This is a genomic window from Embleya sp. NBC_00888, assembly GCF_045207655.1.
Classification (GTDB): Bacteria; Actinomycetota; Actinomycetes; order Streptomycetales; family Streptomycetaceae; genus Embleya.
On the sequence record NZ_CP108784.1, the window covers coordinates 5,742,283 to 5,763,893 of the forward strand.

The window sequence follows — 21,611 nt, forward strand, 5'->3', positions numbered from 1 at the left end:
GCAAGCTCCCGCCCAGGGTAGGTCGTTCCGGCATCGCTAGGGAGGGTTATCAGCCGGCACGCTCGGCCACCCACGCACGGGCCGCTTCGGGCCCGTCGGCCAGGAGCACCGCGAAGCCCTCGTCGTCGAGGATCGGCAGCCCCAGTTGCACGGCCTTGTCGTATTTGGAGCCGGGATTGTCGCCGACAACCACGAAGTCGGTCTTCTTCGAGACCGAACCCGTCACCTTGGCGCCGAGCTGTTCCAGGGCCTCCTTGGAGCTGTCCCGGGTGAATCCGACAAGCGTTCCGGTGACGACCGTCACAATTCCGTCGAGCGGGCCGGGAGCCTTCTCCTCGTCCGAACCTTCCTCGGCGAGCCGTACGCCGGCGGCGCGCCACTTCTCGATGATCTCGCGGTGCCACTCCTCGGCGAACCACTCGGTGACCGCCTTGGCGATGATCGGGCCGACACCGTCGACCGCCGCGATCTCCTCCTCGGAGGCCGCCGCGAGCCGATCGAGGTCGTGGAAGCCGCTCGTGATGGCCCGGGCGGTGGTGTCGCTGACGTGTCGGATGGACAGTGCCGTCAGGATGCGCCACAGCGGCTGGGTCTTGGCCTTCTCCAGACCCTCGAGCAGCGTGGCGACGGTCTGCTTGGGTTCGCCCTTCTGGTTGGCGAAGAAGGTCACGACCTTCGGCTCGCCGGTCTTCTCGTCGATCTTGGGCATGCCGGTCCGCTGTTCGCGGACGACCACCTTGATCGGCAACAACTGCTCCACCGTCAGCGAGAACAGATCGCCCTCGTTCACCACGGGCGGTACGGCCGGCTCCGACGGTTGGGTCAGCGCGGTCGCCGCGACGTAGCCCATGCCGTCGATGTCGAGCGCCTTGCGGCCGGCGAGATAGAACAGGCGCTCACGCAACTGCGCCGGGCACGAACGGGCGTTCGGGCAACGTACGTCGATGTCGCCCTCCTTCATCGCCCGCAACTCGGTGCCGCACTCCGGACACTCGGTCGGCATCACGAACTCGCGGGCGTCCGCGGGACGCAGGTCGGCGACCGGGCCGAGGATCTCCGGGATCACGTCACCCGCCTTGCGCAGCACCACGGTGTCGCCGATCCAGACGCCCTTGGCCTTGACCACGTTCTGATTGTGCAGCGTCGCGTACGCCACCACCGATCCCGCCACCGTCACCGGCTCCATCACCGCGTACGGCGTCACCCGGCCCGTGCGGCCGACGCCCACCTCGATGTCGAGCAGCTTGGTGTTGACCTCCTGCGGCGGGTACTTGAACGCGATCGCCCACCGGGGTGCCTTCGACGTCGCGCCGAGCCGGCCCTGGATCGGGATCTCGTCGACCTTGATCACGATGCCGTCGATCTCGTGCTCGACCGAGTTGCGGTGCTCGCCGAAGTAGCGGACGAACTCCTTCACTTCCTCGATCGTGTCGACCACCTTGTTGTGCTGCGCGGTCGGCAGCCCCCATGCGTGCAGGCGTTCGTACGCGTGCGACTGGCAGTCGATGTCGAAGCCCCGACGGGCGCCGATGCCGTGCACGATCATGTGCAGCGGGCGGGACGCGGTCACCCGGGGGTCCTTCTGCCGCAACGATCCGGCAGCGGCGTTGCGCGGGTTGGAGAACGGTTGCGGCGGAAGCGCCTTCACGGCCAGACCCTGCGCGCGCCGTTCCTCGTTCTCCTGCTCGGCCGCCGTGCGCGCGGCGACCAGTTGCGCGTTCAGCTCGTCGAACTTCTCGATCGGGAAGAACACCTCGCCTCGGATCTCGACCAGTTCGGGCACGTCGTGCCCGCCGTCGTCGCGCAACCTCGTCGGGATCTCGGCGATCGTCCGGATGTTCGGCGTGATGTCCTCGCCGGTCCGCCCGTCTCCGCGCGTCAACGCGCGCACGAGATGCCCGTTCTCGTACAGCAGGTTGACGGCCAGCCCGTCGATCTTCAGCTCGCACAGATAGTGGAACGACCCCGTCCCCAACTCGCGCGTGAGCCGGTCGTCCCACTCGTCGAGCTCGTCCTCGTTCATCGCGTTGTCGAGGCTGAGCAGGCGTTCCAGGTGGTCCACCGAGGTGAAGTCGGTCGAGTACGTGCCGCCCACCTTCTGGGTCGGCGAATCCGGCGTGCGCAGCGCCGGATACTCCTCCTCGATCGCCTCCAGCTCCCGCATCAGCGCGTCGAACTCGCCGTCGCTGACCACCGGCGCGTCCTTCACGTAGTAGCGGAAGCGGTGCTCCTCCAGCTCACGGGCGAGGGTCGCGGCGCGTTCGCGCACCTCGGCCGGGATCTCGTCCACTCCGGTCGTCGCACCAGCCACGTCGTCGCCCTCCAGCGCCACCAGTTCGAATGAGGTTCGCGGCGTCCCGCGGGCGGTCGCCGAGGCGCGCCGCCGCGTTTCGCTACATGGCGCCTTCGGGGTCGTCCCGAAGCACCCGGCCGGCAGCCACGCTGTGGGACAGAGCGGCCCGGGCGTACGCCGGAGAGGCACCGGCGAGGCCACACGTGGGGGTCACCACGACGGCTTCGGCCAGGGACTCCGGCGGGAAACCGAGCCTGTTCCACAACGTTCCGACAGACCTGACGGTACCGGGCGGGTCGGACAGTGGACGCGCTCCCACACCGGGCTTGACCTCGGACGCGTCGCTCTCCGGAGGCAGACTCGGCACCACGCCGGCGAAGAGGTGGAAGCCGGCCTCGACCGCCTCGCCGATCGATTCGTCCTGGGACTGCCGCAACAGCGAGACGTCGAGCGAGACGCCCGCCGCGCCGGCCTGGCGCAGCAGCGTGATCGGCGTGCCGGGTGCGCAGCAGTGCACGATCGTGGGCACACCCGCGCCCGCGATCACGTCCCGCAGCGTGTCGCGGACCACCGCCTTGTCCACGGCGCGCAGCCGGCCGAAGCCGCTCGCGGTGGGCACGTCGCCGGCGATCACGCCGGGCAGCGCGGGCTCGTCCAGTTGCAGCATCAGGTCGGCGCCGGGGATCCGTCGGGCCACCTCCGACACGTGCAGCCGGATGCCCTCGGTGAGCGACACGGCCAGGTCCCGGCATGCGCCCGGGTCGGCCAACGCCTTGTCGCCGTAGGTCAGTTCGATCGTGGCGGCGAGCGTCCACGGGCCCGCGACCTGGAGCTTGAGCGGACCCGTCCAGCCCTGGGTGAACTCCTCCAGGGCGTCCAGGTCCTGGCCCAGGTACGAGCGGGCCCGGCGGTGGTCGCGCCCGGGGCGGTCCACGAAGCGCCACCCGGAGGGCTGTACGTCGGTGTAGAGGTCGACCAGCATCCCGGCCGAGCGGCCGGTCAGGTCGGCGCCCGGACCGCGAGCGGGCAACTCGGGCAGGTGCGGCAGGTCGGTCAGCAGACCGAGCACCATCTTGACGGTCTCGCGGATGTCCTCACCGGGCATGGAACCGACCCCGGTGGCGCTGCCGGGTGGCCGGGGAGAAGTACGTTCTGGGGTGTCCACGCCCGGAAGCTTAGTTCGACGCGGCTCGTGCGCCGGCGGCCGGCGCGGCGGTGCCCGGTGTGGTGTTCGGCGCGGCGGATCCGGCCGGTGCGTCGGGGGCCGAGCGCAGCGGGACCTCGCGGACGAACCAGGACAAGGCGAACGCGAGCGCGGACAGGATCGCCAGCCCGATCGCCACGCCGTGCAGACCGCCGGTGACCGCCGTGTGGAAGGCGTCCCGTGTGGCGGCGGGCAACTCGCGCAGCGCGGCGGGGGTCGGGTCGGCTCCGCCGGAGTGGTCGCGTCCCAGGCCGGCCTCGAAGCGGTGCGCGTACACCGCGCCGAGCAGCGCGACGCCGAGCGAGCCGCCGATCGTCCGGGCGAGCGTCGCGGTACCGCTCGCCGCGCCCAGGTCGCGCGGGTCGGCGCTGTTCATGGTGATCAGGATCGTGCTCTGCATCACGAAGCCCACGCCGACCCCGATCACCAGGGTCAGCGCCGAGGCCACGGCCGTGGGGGTGTGCACGCCCAGACCGAGCAGCACGAGCGCGCCGACGATCATCACCGCGCCGCCCAGGATCGGGTACGCCCGGTAGCGACCGGTGCGGCTGATCAGTCGGCCGGCGGCGATCTGTACGCCGAGCATGCCGAACATCAGCGGCAGGAGCAGCAGCCCGCCCGCCGTGGGAGAGGCGCCCCGCACGAACTGCATGTACTGCGGGAGGTAGTTGCTCGCGGCCATCATCACCGCGCCGACCAGGAAGCCGAGCGCCTGTGCGACGGCGAAGTTGCGGTCGGCGAACAGCCGGGGCGGGATGATCGGTTCGACCGCGCGGCGCTCGACCGGGACGAAGGCGGCCAGCGTGACGACGGTGAGCGCGGCCAGGCCGAGGATCTGCGGCGAGGTCCACGCGTACGTGGTGCCCGCCCAGCCGGCCAGCAGGGTCAGCGCGACGATCCCGGTGGTGAGCAGCGCGGCACCGGCGTAGTCGATCCGGGCCCTGATCCGCACGGTGTCGAGCCGGATGCCGAGGCCGACGACGGCGAGCGCGAGCAGGCCGATCGGCACGTTGACGTAGAACGCCCAGCGCCAATCCAGGTGATCGGTGAGGAAGCCGCCCAGCAGCGGCCCGCCGATCAGCGCGATCGGCATGATCGCGCCGAACAGCGCCTGCACCCGGCCGCTGTCGCGCGGCGGTACGAGCACGCCGATCAGCGCGAACGCGCCGACCATCAGTCCGCCCGCGCCCAGTCCCTGGACGGCGCGGAAGGCGATCAGCTCGTTCATGTCCCGGGCCATCCCGGAGAGCATCGAGCCGACCAGGAACACGCCGATCGAGGCCATGAACACGCCCTTGCGACCGTAGAGGTCGCCGAGCTTGCCCCAGATCGGTGTGGTCGCGGCGGCGGCGAGCAGGTAGGCGGTCACCACCCAGGACAGCCGGTCCAGGCCGCCCAGTTCGCCGACGATGGTGGGCAGCGCGGTGCCCACGATGGTGCCGTCGAGCATGCCCAGGAACATGCCGAGGACCAGGCCGACGACGCCGAACGGGATTTTGCCGGGTGGGGTCTCGGATTCGTGTGACATGGCGCTTCCCCCGTGGCGGGTGGTCGGGTTCGAGAGTGTCGTCGGGTTCGGGGAGGGTCGTCGGGCTCGAAGGGTGAGGAGGAGTCAGGCCGCGTAGGGGCGGACGGCCTTGGCGTCGCGCAGGGCGTGCGCCCACCACACGAGTTGGTCGAGCATGGTCTTCGCGGCGGCGTCCGAGGCCGGGTCGACGGCCTTGCCGTCGGCGTCGAACTTGTCCCAGTGGCCGTGGAAGCTGACCGTGTCCCGCACGGTGACCGCGTGCAGCTCGGCCAGCACGACCCGAAGCTGCTCGACCGCGCGCAGGCCGCCGGAGACCCCGCCGTAGGACACGAAGCCGACCGGCTTGGCGTGCCACTCCCGGTTGTGCCAGTCGATCGCGTTCTTCAGCGCGGCCGGGAAGCTGTGGTTGTACTCCGGCGTGACGATCACGAACGCGTCGGCGGCGGCCAGCCGGGGCGACACCTCGGCGAGCAACTCGGCGGTGCCGGGTGCGGGCGGCTGCCCGAAGGCCGGGAACACGGTGGGCAGCGGGGTCTCGATCAGGTCGACGACGTCCACGGTCAGATCGTCGCGACCGGCGGCGTGGGCGCGCGTCCACTCGGCCACGATGGGCGCGAAACGGCCGTCCCGGGTGCTGCCGACGATGATCGCGAGGCGCAGGGGGGTGGTGGCGGGCATGCCGGCTCCTCGATGTTGTGTGTACAACGTATCCGTCGAAATACAACGTACACAGGCAGGTGTACGACGTCCACTCTTGATACGTTGTACGCACAGCGGCAACACATCCGCGGCATCCGCCGTATCGCCGCGTCCACGCACTTCGGGAGGGCCGCGCTCATGGCCGGGCAGAAGAAGAAGGCCTCGGCGGCCGAAGCGGAGCCGGAGGCAGGGTCGGACGCGGGCGGCGAACCCCGGGTCTCGCTGTGGGAACGGCTGGAGAACCCGAGTCCCGCGCCGCGCACCGTGCTCACCCCGGCGCGGATCGCCGAGGTCGCGGTCGGGATCGCCGACGCCGAGGGCATCGACGCGGTGACGATGCGGCGACTGGCGACCGAACTGGGCGTCGCGCCGATGGCGGCCTATCGGTACGTGTCGGGCAAGGACGACCTGTTGGAGCTGATGGTCGACCGGGTCTACGGCGAACTGCCCGCGCCCGAGACCGGCGCGGGCTGGCGGGCGACGCTGCGGACGCTCGCGACGAGCACCCGCGACGTCGTCCTGCGGCATCCGTGGCTGGTGCAGTTGCCGTCGGCGCGCGCGGCGATCTCGCTCACCCCGAACCGGCTGGCGGTGGTCGAGTGGGGGATGGCCGCACTGGCCGAGCTCGACCTTCCGCCGGATGAGTTGATGGTCGCGGTGGACACGGTCGGTGCGTTCGTCCAGGGTCGCACCGCCTCCGAGGTGGCCACCCGGCGGCTGATGGAGGTGCGGGGTGCGGCCGACGGTCACGCCCTGCGAACGCAGCTCGCCCCGGAGATGACCTACCTGATGAACACGGGCCGCTACCCCACCTTCCACGCGTACCTCGGGGCCGCTCGGCACAAGGACGATCCGCGCTGGCAATTCGAGACCGCCCTCGACTGCATCCTCGACGGCCTCGCCACCCGCCTGGGCATCTGACGTTGCGAGACGGGCTCGCCATGTACTGCGCGTACATCTGACACATTCATGACATGAGTGAGCCCGTGATCGCCTCCATGGCCGAGGTCCGCAGCCACCTCGCGGACGTCCTCGAACGCGCTCGGCGGGACGAGACGCCGACGATCATCACGCGACGGGGGAAGGAGGAGGCCATCGTGATCGATATCCACGAGTACCAGCGCCTGCGGCGGCTCGCGGACCGGGTGGAGGAATCCTGGCTCAACACGCGGGCGGACGAGTCGGAATCCGAGGGCGTCGAAGGGTCGGTTTCCCTCGAGGAGATGGCCGCCCTGCTCCGGGCCCACCACGGTTGATTCCGCTGCGTCCGCGGCGGTCCGGCGGCCGGCGGGCCCGGGTCCGCAGCGTCCGAGCGCCGGGCAGGCCACTTCCGGCCCGTCCGGCGTTCGAGGACGGCCCGGAAGCCGCTTGGTCCATGAGCCATTCGGGCGACAACCGGCTCAGGCGACCTCGCGAGGCGCCAGCCGGAGTGCGTCCACCGCCATCCTGGCGGCCGTTCCGATCACCGCGTCGGCGGCCGGGAGTGCCGCGGACGTGTCGGCGGACCGGGTGCAGATCGCGATCGCGTACCGGCCGCCGTCCGGATACTCGACCACCCCCGCCTCGTGCCGCAGCGTGGGCAGCGTCCCGGTCTTCCCGGACACCCGCACGTCGTCGAACGGGAAGCCGGACGCCAACCGATGCGACCACGCCTGAAGGCCGAGCACCCGCCGCAGCCCCACCCCGTATTCGCCGGCACACGCCTCGTCCCGCCAGATCGCGCCCAGCAACCGGGTCAGGTCACGCGGCGTACCCCGGTTGGACCGGTTCGGGTCCAGCGCCCGCAACCGGGCCACCACGGTCGGGTCGACCAGCGCGGCCGGGCCGCCCGGCCCCGCGTCCGCCCGCAGACCGGCGTACATCTCGCGCAGGGGCTCGATCGCCACCGTGCGGGTCAGGCCCAGTTCGAGCATCGTCGCGTTGACCGTGTCCAGGCCCAGGGTGTCCCACAGCGCGTCGGCCGCCGCGTTGTCGCTCACCGCGACCGCGAGCGACGCGAGGTCGCGCAGCGACATGGTGACCGGGTCCAGCATCGCGGCCACGCCGGTCCCGCCCGGACTGCGCGCCGCGCCCGCGGGCAGCTCGATCCGCTCGGTCAGCTCTACCCGACCGGCCGCCGCCTCCCGGAACAGCGTGGTGACCAGACACAGCTTGTGCAGGCTCGCCGTGCTGTACAGCGTGTCCGCACCCAGATCGACTTCGGCGCCGGTGTCGATGTCGACCGCGTGCAGCACACCGCTCACTCCCGCGTCGGCGAACGCGTCGGCGATCCGAGCCCGCGCGGCACGCCGCCGGCCGCCGTGAGAGGCGTGAGAGGCGTGCGAGCCGGGTGAGCCGGGTGAGCCGGGTGAGCCAGGTGCGGATCCGGGCCGGGTCACAGCGGGAACTCCGAGGCCGGACGCGGAAAGAGCGGCCGCCCGGGATGCTCGGCCAGGACACCGGCATGCCGCCGCAGCGCCGCGTGCGCGGTCTCGGCGAACGCGCGTACGGCCGGCCCGTCGGTGCCCCGGGGCCAGGCCGTCGAGGTCCGCCACGCGAGCGGCCCGCCCGTCAACGGGCGCCACACCGTGCCCGGCTCGGGCGCGGTCTGCGGGACCAGCGCCACCGCCGCGCCGGACAACACCAGGGCCCGGGCGAAGTCGCCGCCGGGCACGTCGTGCACGACCGCCGGCGTACACCCGTGCCGGGCACACGCGGTCAGCGTCTCGTCATACAGCGCCGGGGCGAACTCTCGTGGGAACAGCACCAACTCACACCCCGTCAGGTCGGCGAGCGCGACCTCGGTCGGGGTCGCGAGCGGATCGTCGGCGGCCAACAGCACGCCGAGCGGTTGACGCAGCATCGGGCCCACCTCCAGGTCGGCCACCGCGCACGGATGCCGGACCACGCCGACGTCCAGGGTGCCGGCCGCCAACTCGCGCAACTGCCGGGTGGTGGTCAGCTCGCGCAACTCCAAAGCGCCGCCCGGCGAACGCTCCCGGAAGCCGGTCAGGATCGCGGCGACCGCCGCACCACCGAGATCGGGTGGGACCGCCGCGCGGATCGCACCGGTGGTCCCACCGCGCAGCCCGGCCACCGCCGCGCCGAGCCGGTCGGCGGCGCCGAGCAACTCGCCCGCCTCGGCCAGCACGACCCGGCCCGCCGGGGTCAGCACGACGCCTCGGCTGTTCCGGTCGAACAGGCGCACGCCGAGTTCGCGCTCCAGCCGCTGGATCCGCTGGGACAACGACGGCTGAGCCATCCGCAGGCGCTCGGCGGCCCGGCCGACATGTCCCTCCTCCGCGACGGTCCGGAAGTACCGGAGATGTCGGAGCAGGTCCATGGCCGGCGATGATAGCCGTCCGGCTATCGCTCCCGGTCCGATCACGATCCCGGTCACGATCCCGGAGCGGGCGAGCGACTCGCGCCGGTGGGCGGCACCGACCCGACCGGCGGGCAGCGCCGATCCGACGCCGAGCCCCCTCGGCCGACACAACGCGGGGCCCGCTCGGATCCGTCCCGAACGAGCCCTGCGTCGTGCGACCGGGCCCCGCGTCCTGCGCCGACGTCAGGCTCCGAAGGCCAACCCCACACTCCGACCTATCTCGCGCCGCTGGAGGTAGAAACAGGCCTTGTGCGGCTCCGCGCCGTGTTCGCCCGTGTATCCACCACGCAGCACCGGCCCGCCCTCCGCGGGGACCGGGAACATCCGTGACAGGGTGGGATCGGCCGCCACGAGGTCGTCGCGGTCGGCCAGGTTCACCCAGTTCTCCACGAACGCCGGCGGCTGCGCGGGCTGCGGTCGCACCCACGAGTCGACGACGGTGTCCGGGCCCAGCGGCGACCCGAGCGTGATCAACAGCGGCAGTGGTCTGCGCAGCCGGTGCGCGAGTTCGTAGGCGACCACCGCACCGAGCGAGTGCCCGATCACCACCTTGGTGTCGAAGCCGATCTCGGCGCCGACCCGATCCAGCACCCGATTGCGGGTCTGATCATCCGTCAGGTAGCGGGTGAGCTGGGTCAGCGCCTTGTTCACGAAGCCGCCGGCCGAGCCCGGGCCGTCGGCGGCGAACCAGCGCAGCCCGGCCAGTCCGCAGGTGGGGGAGAGCACGACGGTGCGCCCCGTCTCCCCCGGCCCGCCCTCCAGGCGGGCGATCTCCCGTGCCGCACGCTGTCGTTCCGGCGGGACCGAGCCGCGAACCGCGGCGCGATCCAGCCATTCGCGACCTATGCGTGCGGTCACCTCGTGCTGGATGTCCTCGTCGATCATCTCGCCCTGCGACGGGTGCCGGCGGAGCAGGTCACCATAGAACGCCATCCGCGCGTCGATTCCGCGACGGGTGTGGCGGTACTTCCACAGCCGGTCCGCGACCTCGGGAAATCCCGCTGCCTTCACTCCCCGGGCCAGACGTGGGACCCACTCCTCCTCGAGTGTGTGGGCCGACCTGTATTCCTGCGCGATCCCGTGTACCAGCACGATGGCGGCCATCGTGTCCCCTCCCAAGCCCCGAGTCCTTGACGAGCGCGCTCTCGGACGCCGGGCCCAAGAGTTGTGCGAAGGGCCGATCGACGCGGGGGGACGCAGACCGGAGAGTGGCTTCGCAAGGTTCTCTTACCCAGTCGGTAACGGAAGTTGGCATTTGAGTGAAGTTACTTCCGGGTTGTTCGACGAGATGTGCCATCCGGCCGGAATTATTCGCACCCGGGTACCGCCGGATCGGGGCCGGCGGGCGGGTCGCGAGGCGCCGGCGGGCCGCGCCGGTGTCGGCCGGCGGGCCAATAGACTGGCCTGCATCACACCCGTCAAACCGAAGGAACCCGCTGCATGCCTGGCATCACGCGCGAGGAGGTCGCCCACCTCGCCCGGCTGTCGCGGCTGGAGCTCGGGGCCGAGGAGCTTGATCACCTCGCCGCGCAGCTCGACGACATCATCGGCGCGGTCGCCCGCGTCGCCGAGGTCGCAGCCGACGACATCCCGCCGACCTCGCACCCGCTGCCGCTGACCAACGTCATGCGGCCGGACGTCATCCGCCCCGGGCTCACTGCCGAGGAGGCGCTGTCCGGTGCGCCGGCCGCCGAAGAGCAGCGTTTCCGGGTGCCCCGCATCCTGGGAGAGGAGTGACGGCCATGACCGAGACCATTCGCTGGACCGCGGCCGAGACCGCCTCCGCCATCGCCGACGGCAAGGTCACCGCCGTCGAGATCGCCCAGGCCCACCTGGACCGCATCGAGGCCGTCGACGCCAAGGTGCACGCGTTCCTGCACGTGGACGCGGACGGCGCGCTCGCCGCCGCCAAGGCCGTCGACGACGCCCGCGCGCGCGGCGACAAGCTCGGCCCGCTGGCCGGTGTGCCGCTCGCGCTCAAGGACGTGTTCACCACCAAGGGCGTGCCGACCACCTGCGGGTCGAAGATGCTCGAGGGCTGGAAGCCGCCGTACGACGCGACGTTGACCCGCCGGCTCAAGGACGCGGGCGTGGTCATCCTCGGCAAGACCAACATGGACGAGTTCGCGATGGGCTCCTCCACCGAGAACTCCGCGTACGGCCCGACCGGCAACCCGTGGGACCCGACCCGGGTCCCGGGCGGCTCCGGCGGCGGCTCGGCCGCCGCCATCGCGTCCTTCCAGGCGCCGCTGGCGATCGGCACGGACACCGGCGGCTCGATCCGCCAGCCCGCCGCGCTCACCGGCACGGTCGGCGTCAAGCCCACCTACGGCGGCGTCTCCCGCTACGGCCTGGTGGCCTTCTCGTCCTCGCTCGACCAGGGCGGCCCGTGCGCGCGCACGGTGCTCGACGCCGCGCTGCTGCACGAGGCGATCGCCGGGCACGACCCGCTCGACTCGACCTCGATCGACGCGCCGGTGCCGAACGTGGTCGAGGCCGCGCGCAGCGGCAGCGTCCGGGGCCTGCGGATCGGCGTGGTCAAGGAGTTCGGCGGCGAGGGCTATCAGGCGGGCGTGCTGGCGCGCTTCGCCGACGCGGTCGAGCTGCTGCGCGAACTCGGCGCGGAGATCGTCGAGATCTCCTGCCCGAACTTCACCTACGCGATGCCCGCGTACTACCTGATCGCGCCCTCCGAGGCGTCGTCCAACCTGGCCCGCTTCGACGCGATGCGCTACGGACTGCGGGTCGGCGACGACGGCGAACACTCGGCCGAGGAGGTCATGTCGCTGACCCGCGAGGCCGGCTTCGGCGCCGAGGTCAAGCGCCGGATCATGCTCGGTACGTACGCGCTGTCGTCCGGTTACTACGACGCCTACTACGGCCAGGCACAAAAGGTCCGCACGCTCATCACGCGTGACTTCGAGGCCGCGTTCGGGCAGGTGGACGTGCTGATCTCGCCGACCACGCCGACCACCGCGTTCCCGATCGGCGAGCGTGCGGACGACCCGATGGCGATGTACCTCGCGGACCTGTGCACCATCCCGTCCAACCTGGCGGGCAACGCCGCGATGTCGCTGCCGTGCGGCCTCGCGGACGAGGACGGCCTGCCGGTCGGCCTCCAGATCATCGCGCCGGCCATGGCCGACGATCGGCTGTACCGGGTGGGCGCCGCCGTGGAGGCCGCCTACCTGTCCCGTTGGGGTGCCCCGCTGCTCGACCGCGCACCCGCGCTCTGACTTTCCGAGGAGTCGATATGGCCAAGAAGAAGAAAGCCCCCAAGAGCAACGTCGCCAAGGTCTTCAGCGTCGGCATGCAGCTCTTCGGCGCGATCGGCGTGATCAAGCAGATCAAGGAGGCCCGCGGCAAGAACGACAAGCTGGAGCTGGCCGACGCGGTGATCAGCGCCGCCGCCGTGGTCACCGGCTTCGCGCTGCTGATCCGCGCGATGCGCGAGGTCGAGGAAGAGCTGACGGAGGCCGACGCCCTGTGAGTACCACCAGCCTGATGTCCTACGAGGACGCGCTGGAGACCTACGACCCGGTGATGGGCCTGGAGGTCCACGTCGAGCTGGGCACCGCGACCAAGATGTTCTGCGGTTGCTCGACCGAGTTCGGCGCGGAGCCCAACAGCCAGGTCTGTCCGACCTGTCTGGGCATGCCCGGCGCGCTGCCCGTGGTCAACGCGGTCGCGGTCGAGTCGGCGATCCGGATCGGCCTCGCGCTCAACTGCAACATCGCCGAATGGTGCCGCTTCGCCCGGAAGAACTACTTCTATCCGGACATGCCGAAGAACTTCCAGACCTCGCAGTACGACGAGCCGATCGCGTTCGACGGGTACCTCGACGTCCAGGTCGAGGGCAAGACCTGGCGGGTGGAGATCGAGCGCGCGCACATGGAGGAGGACACCGGCAAGTCGCTGCACATGGGCGGCGCGACCGGTCGCATCCACGGCGCGGACTACTCGCTGCTCGACTACAACCGGTGCGGCATCCCGCTGATCGAGATCGTCACCAAGCCGATCGAGGGCGCGGGCGAGCTGGCCCCGCTGGTGGCCAAGGCGTACGTGGCCGAGCTGCGCGAGCTGATCCGCGCGCTCGGGGTGTCCGAGGCCCGGATGGAGCTCGGCCAGATGCGCTGCGACGCGAACCTGTCGCTGCGCCCGAAGGGCCGGGAGAAGTTCGGCACCCGCAGCGAGACCAAGAACGTCAACTCGCTGCGTTCGGTCGAGCGGGCCATCCGGTTCGAGATCCAGCGGCACGCCACGGTGCTCACCGACGGCGGCACCATCGTGCAGGAGACTCGGCACTTCCACGAGGACGACGGCAGCACCACCGCCGGCCGGATCAAGGAAGAGGCCGAGGACTACCGGTACTTCCCGGAGCCCGACCTGGTGCCGGTGGCGCCCTCGCGCGAGTGGGTCGAGGAACTGCGCTGCACGCTGCCCGAGCTGCCGTCGCTGCGCCGCGCCCGGCTCCAGGCCGAGTGGGGCGTCAACGACTTCGAGATGCAGTCGATGGTCAACGCGGGTGTCCTGGACGTGATCCTGGCCACGATCGACGCCGGGGCCGACTCGGACGCGGCGCGCAAGTGGTGGCTGGGCGAGCTGTCCCGGCGGGCCAACGAGCGCGGCGTCGAGGTGGCCACGCTGCCGATCACGGCGGCCCAGGTCGCGCGGGTGGCCGCGCTGGTCAAGGGCGGCGAGCTGAACGACAAGCTGGCCCGCCAGGTGATCGACGGCGTGCTCGCCGGCGAGGGCGAGCCGGACGCGGTGGTCGAGGCGCGCGGGCTCAAGGTCGTCTCCGACGACTCGGCGCTCGGCGCGGCCGTGGACGAGGCGATCGCGGCCAACGCGGGCATCGCCGACAAGATCCGCGGCGGCAAGGTGCAGGCGGTCGGGGCCCTGGTCGGCGCGGTCATGAAGACCACGCGCGGGCAGGCCGACGCGGCTCGGGTACGGGAGCTGATCCTGGAGCGCCTGGGCGTGTCCTGACCCGTCGGTGTTCGGCGGTTCGGCGGTTCGGCGGGTTCGTTGCGTTCGACGTGTTCGCCGTTCGCCGTTCGTGGTTCGCCGTTCGTGGTTCGTGGTTCGTGGTTCGTCGAGGAGGGCCTTCGGTCGCGTTGCGATCGGGGGCCCTTCGGCGTGTGTGTCGTCGGCCGTGGGGGTGTGCCGGGGGTGTCCGTAGGTACCGGGTGATGTTCGGCCGGGGTTCTCCCTAGGTCTGTTCGACCCCCTTATCGGGTTCTTCTCGGGCGCCTTAGATCGGCTGTGGACGAGGTGAGCGACTCGGATGCGGCATCCGACCGATGCCCGAAGGCCCCCTGGGACGCGAGGCTCGTACCACGAGCCGGAGCGACCGGTTCGGTGACCAGGAGGTCGACACCGTGTTGGAGTACGAACTGTTCCAGGCCCGTGAGCGCGAGCTGCGGGCGACCGCCGACCACGACCGGATGGTCCGTGAGGCGCTGAAGGCCGGTCGGCGTGCGGCCAAGGCCGCGCGGGTGGCCCGGCGCGAAGAGCGGCGAAGCGGCCAAGGTGCCGGCGGTCTCAGTTCCGATCGCGGCGTATCCGGGTGGAGCATAGGAAGCCTCCACCTGCACGCCCGGTGAGTACGTGACGCCGGACACGCCCACCGAAACCCCTTGGTTGACCTGCGCAAACGGGTTTCGCCGGGCGAGAAATCCCCGGCTGCGCACCGGCGGGACATGACATGCTCGGCACTGTGGCGAGTACTTCTGTTTCTCCCGTGTTCGTAGGCCGGTCAGTGGAAATGGCGCGGTTCCTCACGGCTTTGCGCGAAGCCGACGAGGGCACGCCGGGCGTGGTGCTCGTCGGGGGCGAGGCCGGCGTCGGCAAGACGCGCCTGCTCCAGGAGTTCCTGGAGCGTGCGGAGGCGCAGGGCGCGGTGACCACCGTCGGTGGTTGTCTGGAGTTGGGCGCGGAGAGTCTGCCGTTCGCGCCCATCTCCGCCGCGCTGCGCACGCTCTCCCGCCGGATCGGCCCCGAGCTGGCCGAGGCCGTGGCCGGCCGCGAGCGCGATCTCGCGTGGCTGCTGCCCGACCTCGCGCCGGGCACGATCGCGCGCGACGGCGAGTTCGACCGGGTCCGGCTGTTCGAGCTGATGCTCGGTCTGCTGGAGCGGCTCGGCGGCGACCGCACCCTCGTGATCGCGATCGAGGACCTGCACTGGGCCGACTCGTCCACGCGCGAACTGCTCGGCTTCCTGTTCCGGCTGCTGCGTACCGGCCGGATCCTGATCGTCGGGACGTATCGGGCCGACGCGGTCGGCCGGCGGCATCCGCTGCGGTCCTTCCTGGCCGAGTTGGACCGGGTGCATAACGTGGCCCGGATAGACCTGGCCCGGCTCACCCGCGCCCAGGTCGGCGACCAGTTGCGCGGCATCCTGCGCGAGGATCCGCCGCGCCGCCTGATTCGACAGATCTTTCAGAAGTCCGAGGGGAACGCGTTCTTCGTCGAGGAGCTCGCCTGTTCCATTCGGGATGGGCAACTCACGGGTATTTCGGATACTTTGCGGGATTTGTTGCTGATTCGGATCGAGGAGTTGTCCGAGGACACCCAGAAGGTGATCCGTCTGGCGGCGATCGGTGGGGTCACCGTCGGCCACCGGCTGCTCACCGAGGTGTCCTGGCTCGACCCGGACCGCCTGGAGGAGGCACTGCGCACGGCGGTGTCCGCACACGTACTGGTGCCCATCGGGGACGAGTTCCAGTTCCGGCACGCGCTGGTGCGCACCGCCATTCGCGAGGACCTGATGCCCGGGGAGCGGGTCCGGCTGTACGCGACCTTCGCCGAGGCGCTGGAGCGCTGTCCGGACCTGGTGGCCGCCGACGAGCTGCGCGGTCGGATCGCCACGTACTGGTTCCACGCCGGCAAGGCGGTCAAGGCGCTGCCGGCGGTGCTCGCGGCGGCCGAGGCGGCGCGGGAGCGGTACGCCTTCGACGAGCGCACCCGGCTCCTGGAGCGCGCGCTGCTGTTGTGGGAGCAGGTGCCCGACCCGGAGGAGCTGAGCGGTCGACGGCTGCTCGACATCTACATGGAGGCGGTCACCGCGGCCCGGCTGGGCAGCGAGCGCGAGTTGACCATCCACTTCTGCAAGCGCGCGATCGAGTTGGTGGACCCGGTCGCCGAGCCGGAGTTGGCCGCGTTCCTGTGGCGGGAGAAGGCCCAGGGCCTGCGCAACCTGTGTCGCTCGTCGGGCATGCCGGAGCTGCGCCGGGCCAAGGAGATCCTGGAGGGCCTGCCGCCGTCGATGGAGCAGGCCCGAGTGCTCGCGCACATCGCGCGGGACCGGATGCTCGACGGCGAGGGCGACGAGGCGATCGCCGAGGCGATGGTCGCGCTGGAGCGCGCGCGCACCGTGGCCAGCCCCGACATCGAGGCCGAGGCACGCAAGACCCTCGCGTGCGGCCTGGTGCAGATCGGCCGGATCGAGGAGGGCATGGCGCAGCTCGAGCTGGCCGAGCAGGGCGCGATCAGCAGCCGCGAGCCGGACAGCCTGGTGCACATCCTGAGTAACAAGGCCTCGCTGCTGGAGGGGTTGGGCCGGCACCGGGAGAGCGCGGTGGCCGCACGGCGCGCGATGGAACTCGCCGCCGAGCGCGGGCTCACCCGCACCTCCGGCTCGTTCGCGCTGGGCAACCTCGCCGAGTCGCTGCTCTCGGCCGGCGACTGGGCCGACCTGGAGACGCTGGTGGAGAAGACCCTCGACCTCGACCCCGGGCCGCAGACCACCCGCCACCTCGAACTGCAACTGGTCGACCTGTGTCTGGCCCGGGGCGACGTACGGGGCGCGACCGCGCACCTGAAGCGATCCCGGCTGGCCGCGGGATCGCGCTACGTCGAGGCGCAGTACGGGATTCCGCTGGCGCGGGCCGAGATCCGGGTGGCCGAGGCCCAGGGACGACTGGACGAGTCCCGCGAGGCGCTGGTGGCGGCGCTGGAGGGGGTCGGCTGCCCGCCGGGCCACCAGCGGTACATGTGGCAACTGCTCGCCGACGCGGCCGGGAACGAGGCGGACGCGCGCACCTCGACCGTGCGCCCTCGCGAATCCGAGCTCAGGACCCGCCAGGACATCGCCGACCGGATCGCGGCGATGGCCGATTCGCTCGCGGTCGACTGCGTGCTCGACGCGGCGTACGCGGGACTGGTCAAGGCCGAACTGGCCCGCGCGGCGGGCACCGACGACGCCGAGCAGTGGGGCCGGGTGGTGTGCTCCTGGGAGCTGACCGAGCAGCCCTATCGCACGGCCTGGGCGCAATTCCGGCACGCCGAGGCGCTGCTCGCCGCCGGCGACCGCGACGCCGCGGCGACGCCGCTGGCCACCGCCGCCGAGGTGGCCGTCCGGCTGGACGCCAAGACCCTGCGCGAGGTCATCGACCTGCTCACCCGCCGTGCCCGGATGGCCCCGAGTTCCCAGGGCGACCCCGGCACCCCGCTGCCGACCCTCACCCCACGCGAGATCGACGTCCTCCGACTGGTCGCCGACGGCCGCAGCAACCGCCAGATCGCCGAAGAGCTCTACATCAGCGTCAAGACGGCCAGCGTCCACGTCTCCAACATCCTCGCCAAGCTCGAGGTCACGGGCCGGGGTGAAGCGGCGGCGGTGGCACATCGGCTGCATTTGGTGGATGGGTGAATTTGGGGGGCAGGTGCGGGGTGGCGTTGCCGTTGGTGCCGACGGCGGGGCACACGGGGTGGGCTCGGCACGGCTGGGTTGCGGGGGCGCGGGGTGGGTCGGGGTGTGGGGGTTGTGGGTGAGGCTGGGTCGGGTTGTGGGGGTTGTGGGGGTTGTGGGTGAGGCTGGGTCGGTTTGCGGGGGTCGCGGGGCGGGCGTGGTGGGTCGGTCAGAGTCGTGGTCCGCGGCGTTGCTTCTGGTTGGGCGACTTCGTCGCCGGCTCGCGAGGCACCACCTTTTTCTCTCCCCCGCAAGCTCCTCCAAGAAAAAGGCGGCCCCTCGCTCGTGACTTCGTGTCCCTCCGCTTCGCTCCGGGGCACGAAGTCAAAGGTCTGCGGCTCCGCCGCTCTCCGCGCTTCGCGCGTCGATCACTGGGGTGGGCTGGGTCGGGGGCGCTGACGCGCCTGGGGGGTGGGCTGCCGGGATGGGCTGCGTGCCACCGACCGTCCCGCGCCATGTCCGCGTAGGCGCTCCCCGCCGCGTCGGCCCGACTTCCGGGGGCGGGTCGCTTCACCTCTTCGGCCTGAAAGCCTGTCCCGGCTGGTCTTCGCCGTCGGGCCCGCCGCCGCCAGCCGCAGCCGCAGCCGTTGCCGCTGCTGCGTCCGCTCACGTGCCCGCCGCCCCGCCGGCCGCCGCCGCCCGCCGCAGCCGTCGTCGCTGCTGCGCTCGCTCACGTGCCCGCGCGCCGTCGCGTGTGCTGCCAACGTCGCCGTGCCCATGACCAGCGCTACCGTCGCCGCTGCCGGGCTCGTGATCGACACCTTCCCCCGCCCCGCTGCGCCCGCCGGGCGTGCCCGTGGGGGTGGGGGTGGTGGGGGTTAGCGTGGGGGTGGAGGGAAGGGGAGTCATGGGGCCGGGGCTGGGGCTGGTGTTGCGGGAGTTGGGTGTGGACGAGGCGGGTGGGGTGTTTGCGCGGTTGGTGGGGGTGCGGGGGGTGGATGCCTGGGTGGGGGATGAGGTGTGTTTGTCGGACGCGTTGGTGGAGGCGATCGCCGCGTGTGGCAGTGCCGAAGAGGTGGTGCGGGCCGCGGGTAATCCGCGGTTGACCGCGGCGCAGTTGTGTCGGTTGATCGAGGCCGGTGGGTATCCGGTGGTGGCCTGGGTGTTTCCGCCGGAGGGTGAGGACGAGGTTCTCGATCCGCCGGGCGGTCCGAACGAGGTACTCGACCTGGGGCGGCGGGAGTTGCGGCGCGCGGGGGTGGCGCTGGAGCGCGTGCTCGAACTGTTGCGCGCGCATCCGCTGCTCGCGTACACCGCTCGCCGCGCCGGGTCCGTGAGCGTGTTGCACCGGCCGGATGTGCCCGTCACCCGGACCGAGGCGCTCGACCAGGTGGGACCCGCGCTGCGCGCCGGCGTACTGGCGCCGCGCGAGATCCTGAACCGCATGCGACCCGCCCGCGTCGCCGCCCAGGTGCTCGCCGTGGTCTCCCGCGAACACGCCTACGTCACCGGCGAGACCACCATCCACGAACTGCTCCGGCCCGAGGTGGTCGACACGCTCGGCACCAACCCCGCCGCCTGGGCGCACGTGGCCCGCACCCTCGGCCGCCACGCCGGCACCCTGCCCGAGCTGTTCGCGGACGCGAGGACGCACACGGGCGAGGCCGCCATCAGGGTGCCCGCAGCCGTACGGCCGTCCATGGCCTTCCTGCTCCGCCGGCTCACCGCCGACGAACTCACCACCCTCATACCGCACCTCGACGACGCGGCGGCGGTCGCCCTGCTGCCCGGCAACGTCCCGCCGCTGCCGAACGTCGCCGACGCGGCGCTGCGCTGCGAACACCACGCGCTGCTCGCGGCGCTCGCCGAGCACCAGAGCATCGGCCGACACTACGCCGGCCTGCTCAAGGACCTCGGCGACGACCGGCTCGACCGACTCCTGGTGGACAACCGCTCCGGCGTCACCGCCGAATTGCGCCGCGAGATCTACGCCGGCCGCCGGGCCGACCGTCCCCGCGTCCCGATGCACCCGGAGCTGCGCGGCCAATTGCTCAACGAACCGCCCTTCGGCAGTGAGCCCGAGGCGTACGCGCTGTCCGGCGATCCCGCGCTGGTGGACCACGCGCTGCCGGGCTGCGAGGCGCGCAAGCTGCGCCGGATCGACTGGATCGACATCGTGCTGAGCCTGTGGGAGCGCGCCGACTCGACGGTGACCGCCGACATCCTGGCCCGCCACGGCGAGCTGTTCCCGGAGCGGATCAAGGTCACCGCGCAGGCCGCGTTGGCCGCCGAGGACCCGACCCCGCTCCGGGAGTTGCGCGCCCGCTGGGACCGGGGGCCGCGTGCCGAACCGCCCATACCCGAGCACCGCCGACCACCCGCCGACCGGCTTCGCGACACCCCGCTCGACCCGTGGCACTCCTGGCTCGTCGCCGCGGTCACCTCCGGCGAGTTGGACGCCGAGGAGGTCGTTCGGTACGCCCGCCCGGCCCGGCACGCGTTCGAGGCCGTGGTCGCGATCGACGCCTACCACTGGGCCCCGGGCAGTGCCCGCCCGGCGCTCGCCCGACTCGGCAAGCGGATCGGCCCCAACCCGGAGGCATGGGTGATCCTGGCCGGCCTGACCGCCGACTTCGAGGGCACCCTGACCGAACTCGCCGACCTGTGCGCGGCCGCCGCCGGTTGAACCCCGGCGGTCAGTTCGACACGAGCCGCAGGACGCGGTCGTCGCCCTTGCGCGGGCTGCCCCGGCCGTCCGTCGCACTGGTGGTCAACCACAGTTCGCCCGAGACGACCAGCACCGTGCGCAGCCGACCGTACTTGCCCTGGAAGTATGCCTTCGGCGTGCCGACCGTGGAGCCCAGGATCGGGGCCTGCCACAGTCGTTCGCCCTTGAGGCCGGCCAGGTAGACGACATCGCCCAGGATCGCGATGCCGCTCGGGGAGGCGTCGTCGGTGGCCCACTGGGCGACCGGGTTCATGTACCGCGGGTCGTCGCCGGTGCCCTCGACCTCCGGCCAGCCGTAGTTGGCGCCGGAGCGGATCAGGTTCAGCTCGTCCCAGGTGTCCTGGCCGAACTCGCCCGCCCACAGCCGCCCGGTCGAATCCCAGGCCAGACCTTGGACGTTGCGATGACCCAGGCTCCACACCGGGGAGTTCGGGAACGGGTTGCCGGGTGCCGGCTTGCCGTCCGGGGTGAGCCGCAGGATCTTGCCGCCGAGCGAGGAGAGGTCCTGCGCCAAGGGCTTGCGGCCGGCCTCGCCGGTGCCCGCGTACAACATGCCGTCGGGGCCGAACGCGATCCGGCCGCCGTTGTGGTTCGAGCCCGCCGGGATCCCGGAGACCAGCACCTCGGGGCCGCCCAACGGCTGCCCCGGCACGTACGTCATCCGCACGATCCGGTTGTCCTGCTCCGTGGTCAGGTACGCGTACAGGAAGTGGTCGGTCGCGAAGCTCGGCGACACCGCGATCCCGAGCAGACCCCCCTCCCCGCGATGCACCGAACCCGGCACCGTGCCCACCACCACCGGCGTCGGTGTGCCCGGACCGAAGCGAGTGATCGTGCCCGTGTCGCGCGAGGACACCAGCGCGTCCTTGTCCGGCAGCACCGCCACGCCCCACGGCGTGTTCAGATCCCGGGCCAACTCACCGGCCACGACCGGCTCGGCGACCTTGGCCGCGGTCGGCCCGGCCGGCACGTTCGGCGGCTGCGTCCCGGCCACCGGCGCGGAGGAGCCACCCGGTATGGCCTTGCCGTCCGACGAGCCGCCGTCACCACCACACGCGGTGAGTCCGGCCGCCATCGCGACGGCGAGCGCCAGGGCGGGCCAACGAGCCTTGGGACGGCGTGTGAGCACCGGAAACACCACCTTCTCGGGTTACCTCGACCCT

The 21,611-nt window shown here is 71.8% G+C and carries 17 protein-coding genes; 9 read left to right on the forward strand and 8 right to left on the reverse strand.

The genetic code is table 11. The annotated features are described in order from the left end of the window. Positions 1-49: 49 nt before the first annotated feature. From ligA to OG948_RS24660, 4 genes are all read right to left on the reverse strand, one after another. The gene (ligA, locus tag OG948_RS24645; RefSeq protein WP_406298558.1) at positions 50-2,311 is read right to left on the reverse strand and encodes an NAD-dependent DNA ligase LigA; all 2,262 of its coding nucleotides are present in this window, start codon (positions 2,309-2,311) and stop codon (positions 50-52) included. 82 nt (positions 2,312-2,393) lie between these two features. Beyond that, on the reverse strand, positions 2,394-3,398 hold the full coding sequence (locus OG948_RS24650; protein WP_406300331.1) for a methionine synthase: 1,005 nt from the start codon (positions 3,396-3,398) through the stop codon (positions 2,394-2,396). A gap of 70 nt (positions 3,399-3,468) precedes the next feature. After that, entirely contained in the window at positions 3,469-5,025 is a 1,557-nt protein-coding gene (locus OG948_RS24655) for an MDR family MFS transporter (RefSeq protein ID WP_406298559.1), read from the reverse strand. Positions 5,026-5,109: 84 nt separating this feature from the next. Then, on the reverse strand, positions 5,110-5,703 hold the full coding sequence (locus OG948_RS24660; protein ID WP_406298560.1) for an NADPH-dependent FMN reductase: 594 nt from the start codon (positions 5,701-5,703) through the stop codon (positions 5,110-5,112). 84 nt (positions 5,704-5,787) lie between these two features. On the opposite strand from OG948_RS24660, the gene OG948_RS24665 reads away from it, so the two are divergent. Next, positions 5,788-6,645, forward strand: coding sequence for a TetR/AcrR family transcriptional regulator (locus tag OG948_RS24665; RefSeq protein ID WP_406298561.1), 858 nt, complete (start codon positions 5,788-5,790; stop codon positions 6,643-6,645). A gap of 53 nt (positions 6,646-6,698) precedes the next feature. Continuing rightward, on the forward strand, positions 6,699-6,980 hold the full coding sequence (locus OG948_RS24670) for a type II toxin-antitoxin system Phd/YefM family antitoxin (RefSeq protein WP_406298562.1): 282 nt from the start codon (positions 6,699-6,701) through the stop codon (positions 6,978-6,980). A 144-nt stretch (positions 6,981-7,124) separates the two neighbouring features. Here the strand turns inward: OG948_RS24670 and OG948_RS24675 are convergent, their stop codons facing one another. The 3 genes from OG948_RS24675 to OG948_RS24685 all read right to left on the reverse strand — a co-directional run bounded on the left by OG948_RS24675 (position 7,125) and on the right by OG948_RS24685 (position 10,192). Continuing rightward, on the reverse strand, positions 7,125-7,958 hold the full coding sequence (locus OG948_RS24675) for a serine hydrolase (RefSeq protein WP_406298563.1): 834 nt from the start codon (positions 7,956-7,958) through the stop codon (positions 7,125-7,127). Positions 7,959-8,098: 140 nt separating this feature from the next. After that, a complete protein-coding gene (locus OG948_RS24680; protein ID WP_406298564.1) occupies positions 8,099-9,046 on the reverse strand; it encodes a LysR family transcriptional regulator in 948 nt (315 codons plus the stop codon). Between the two features lie 225 nt (positions 9,047-9,271). Beyond that, positions 9,272-10,192 (reverse strand): alpha/beta fold hydrolase, encoded by a 921-nt coding sequence (locus OG948_RS24685; RefSeq protein WP_406298565.1) that lies wholly within the window; start codon positions 10,190-10,192, stop codon positions 9,272-9,274. A 336-nt stretch (positions 10,193-10,528) separates the two neighbouring features. On the opposite strand from OG948_RS24685, the gene gatC reads away from it, so the two are divergent. The 7 genes from gatC to OG948_RS24720 all read left to right on the forward strand — a co-directional run bounded on the left by gatC (position 10,529) and on the right by OG948_RS24720 (position 20,406). Then, on the forward strand, positions 10,529-10,825 hold the full coding sequence (gene gatC, locus OG948_RS24690) for an Asp-tRNA(Asn)/Glu-tRNA(Gln) amidotransferase subunit GatC (protein ID WP_395873398.1): 297 nt from the start codon (positions 10,529-10,531) through the stop codon (positions 10,823-10,825). 5 nt (positions 10,826-10,830) lie between these two features. Further along, positions 10,831-12,324: an Asp-tRNA(Asn)/Glu-tRNA(Gln) amidotransferase subunit GatA gene (gene gatA / locus OG948_RS24695; protein ID WP_406298566.1), complete on the forward strand. Its 1,494-nt coding sequence runs from the start codon at positions 10,831-10,833 to the stop codon at positions 12,322-12,324. Between the two features lie 17 nt (positions 12,325-12,341). Further along, positions 12,342-12,578, forward strand: coding sequence for a hypothetical protein (locus tag OG948_RS24700; protein ID WP_406298567.1), 237 nt, complete (start codon positions 12,342-12,344; stop codon positions 12,576-12,578). Positions 12,579-12,592: 14 nt separating this feature from the next. Beyond that, positions 12,593-14,077 (forward strand): Asp-tRNA(Asn)/Glu-tRNA(Gln) amidotransferase subunit GatB, encoded by a 1,485-nt coding sequence (gatB, locus tag OG948_RS24705; protein ID WP_395873464.1) that lies wholly within the window; start codon positions 12,593-12,595, stop codon positions 14,075-14,077. A 314-nt stretch (positions 14,078-14,391) separates the two neighbouring features. Continuing rightward, positions 14,392-14,694 carry a hypothetical protein gene (locus tag OG948_RS24710; protein ID WP_406298568.1) on the forward strand — a complete coding sequence of 101 codons (303 nt, stop codon included), beginning with the start codon at positions 14,392-14,394 and terminating at the stop codon, positions 14,692-14,694. A gap of 101 nt (positions 14,695-14,795) precedes the next feature. Next, positions 14,796-17,741 carry a helix-turn-helix transcriptional regulator gene (locus OG948_RS24715; RefSeq protein WP_406298569.1) on the forward strand — a complete coding sequence of 982 codons (2,946 nt, stop codon included), beginning with the start codon at positions 14,796-14,798 and terminating at the stop codon, positions 17,739-17,741. A gap of 886 nt (positions 17,742-18,627) precedes the next feature. Beyond that, positions 18,628-20,406, forward strand: a complete 1,779-nt coding sequence (locus OG948_RS24720; RefSeq protein ID WP_406298570.1) for a hypothetical protein — start codon at positions 18,628-18,630, stop codon at positions 20,404-20,406. Between the two features lie 10 nt (positions 20,407-20,416). Here the strand turns inward: OG948_RS24720 and OG948_RS24725 are convergent, their stop codons facing one another. Further along, on the reverse strand, positions 20,417-21,523 hold the full coding sequence (locus OG948_RS24725) for a PQQ-dependent sugar dehydrogenase (protein WP_406300332.1): 1,107 nt from the start codon (positions 21,521-21,523) through the stop codon (positions 20,417-20,419). Positions 21,524-21,611: the final 88 nt, after the last annotated feature.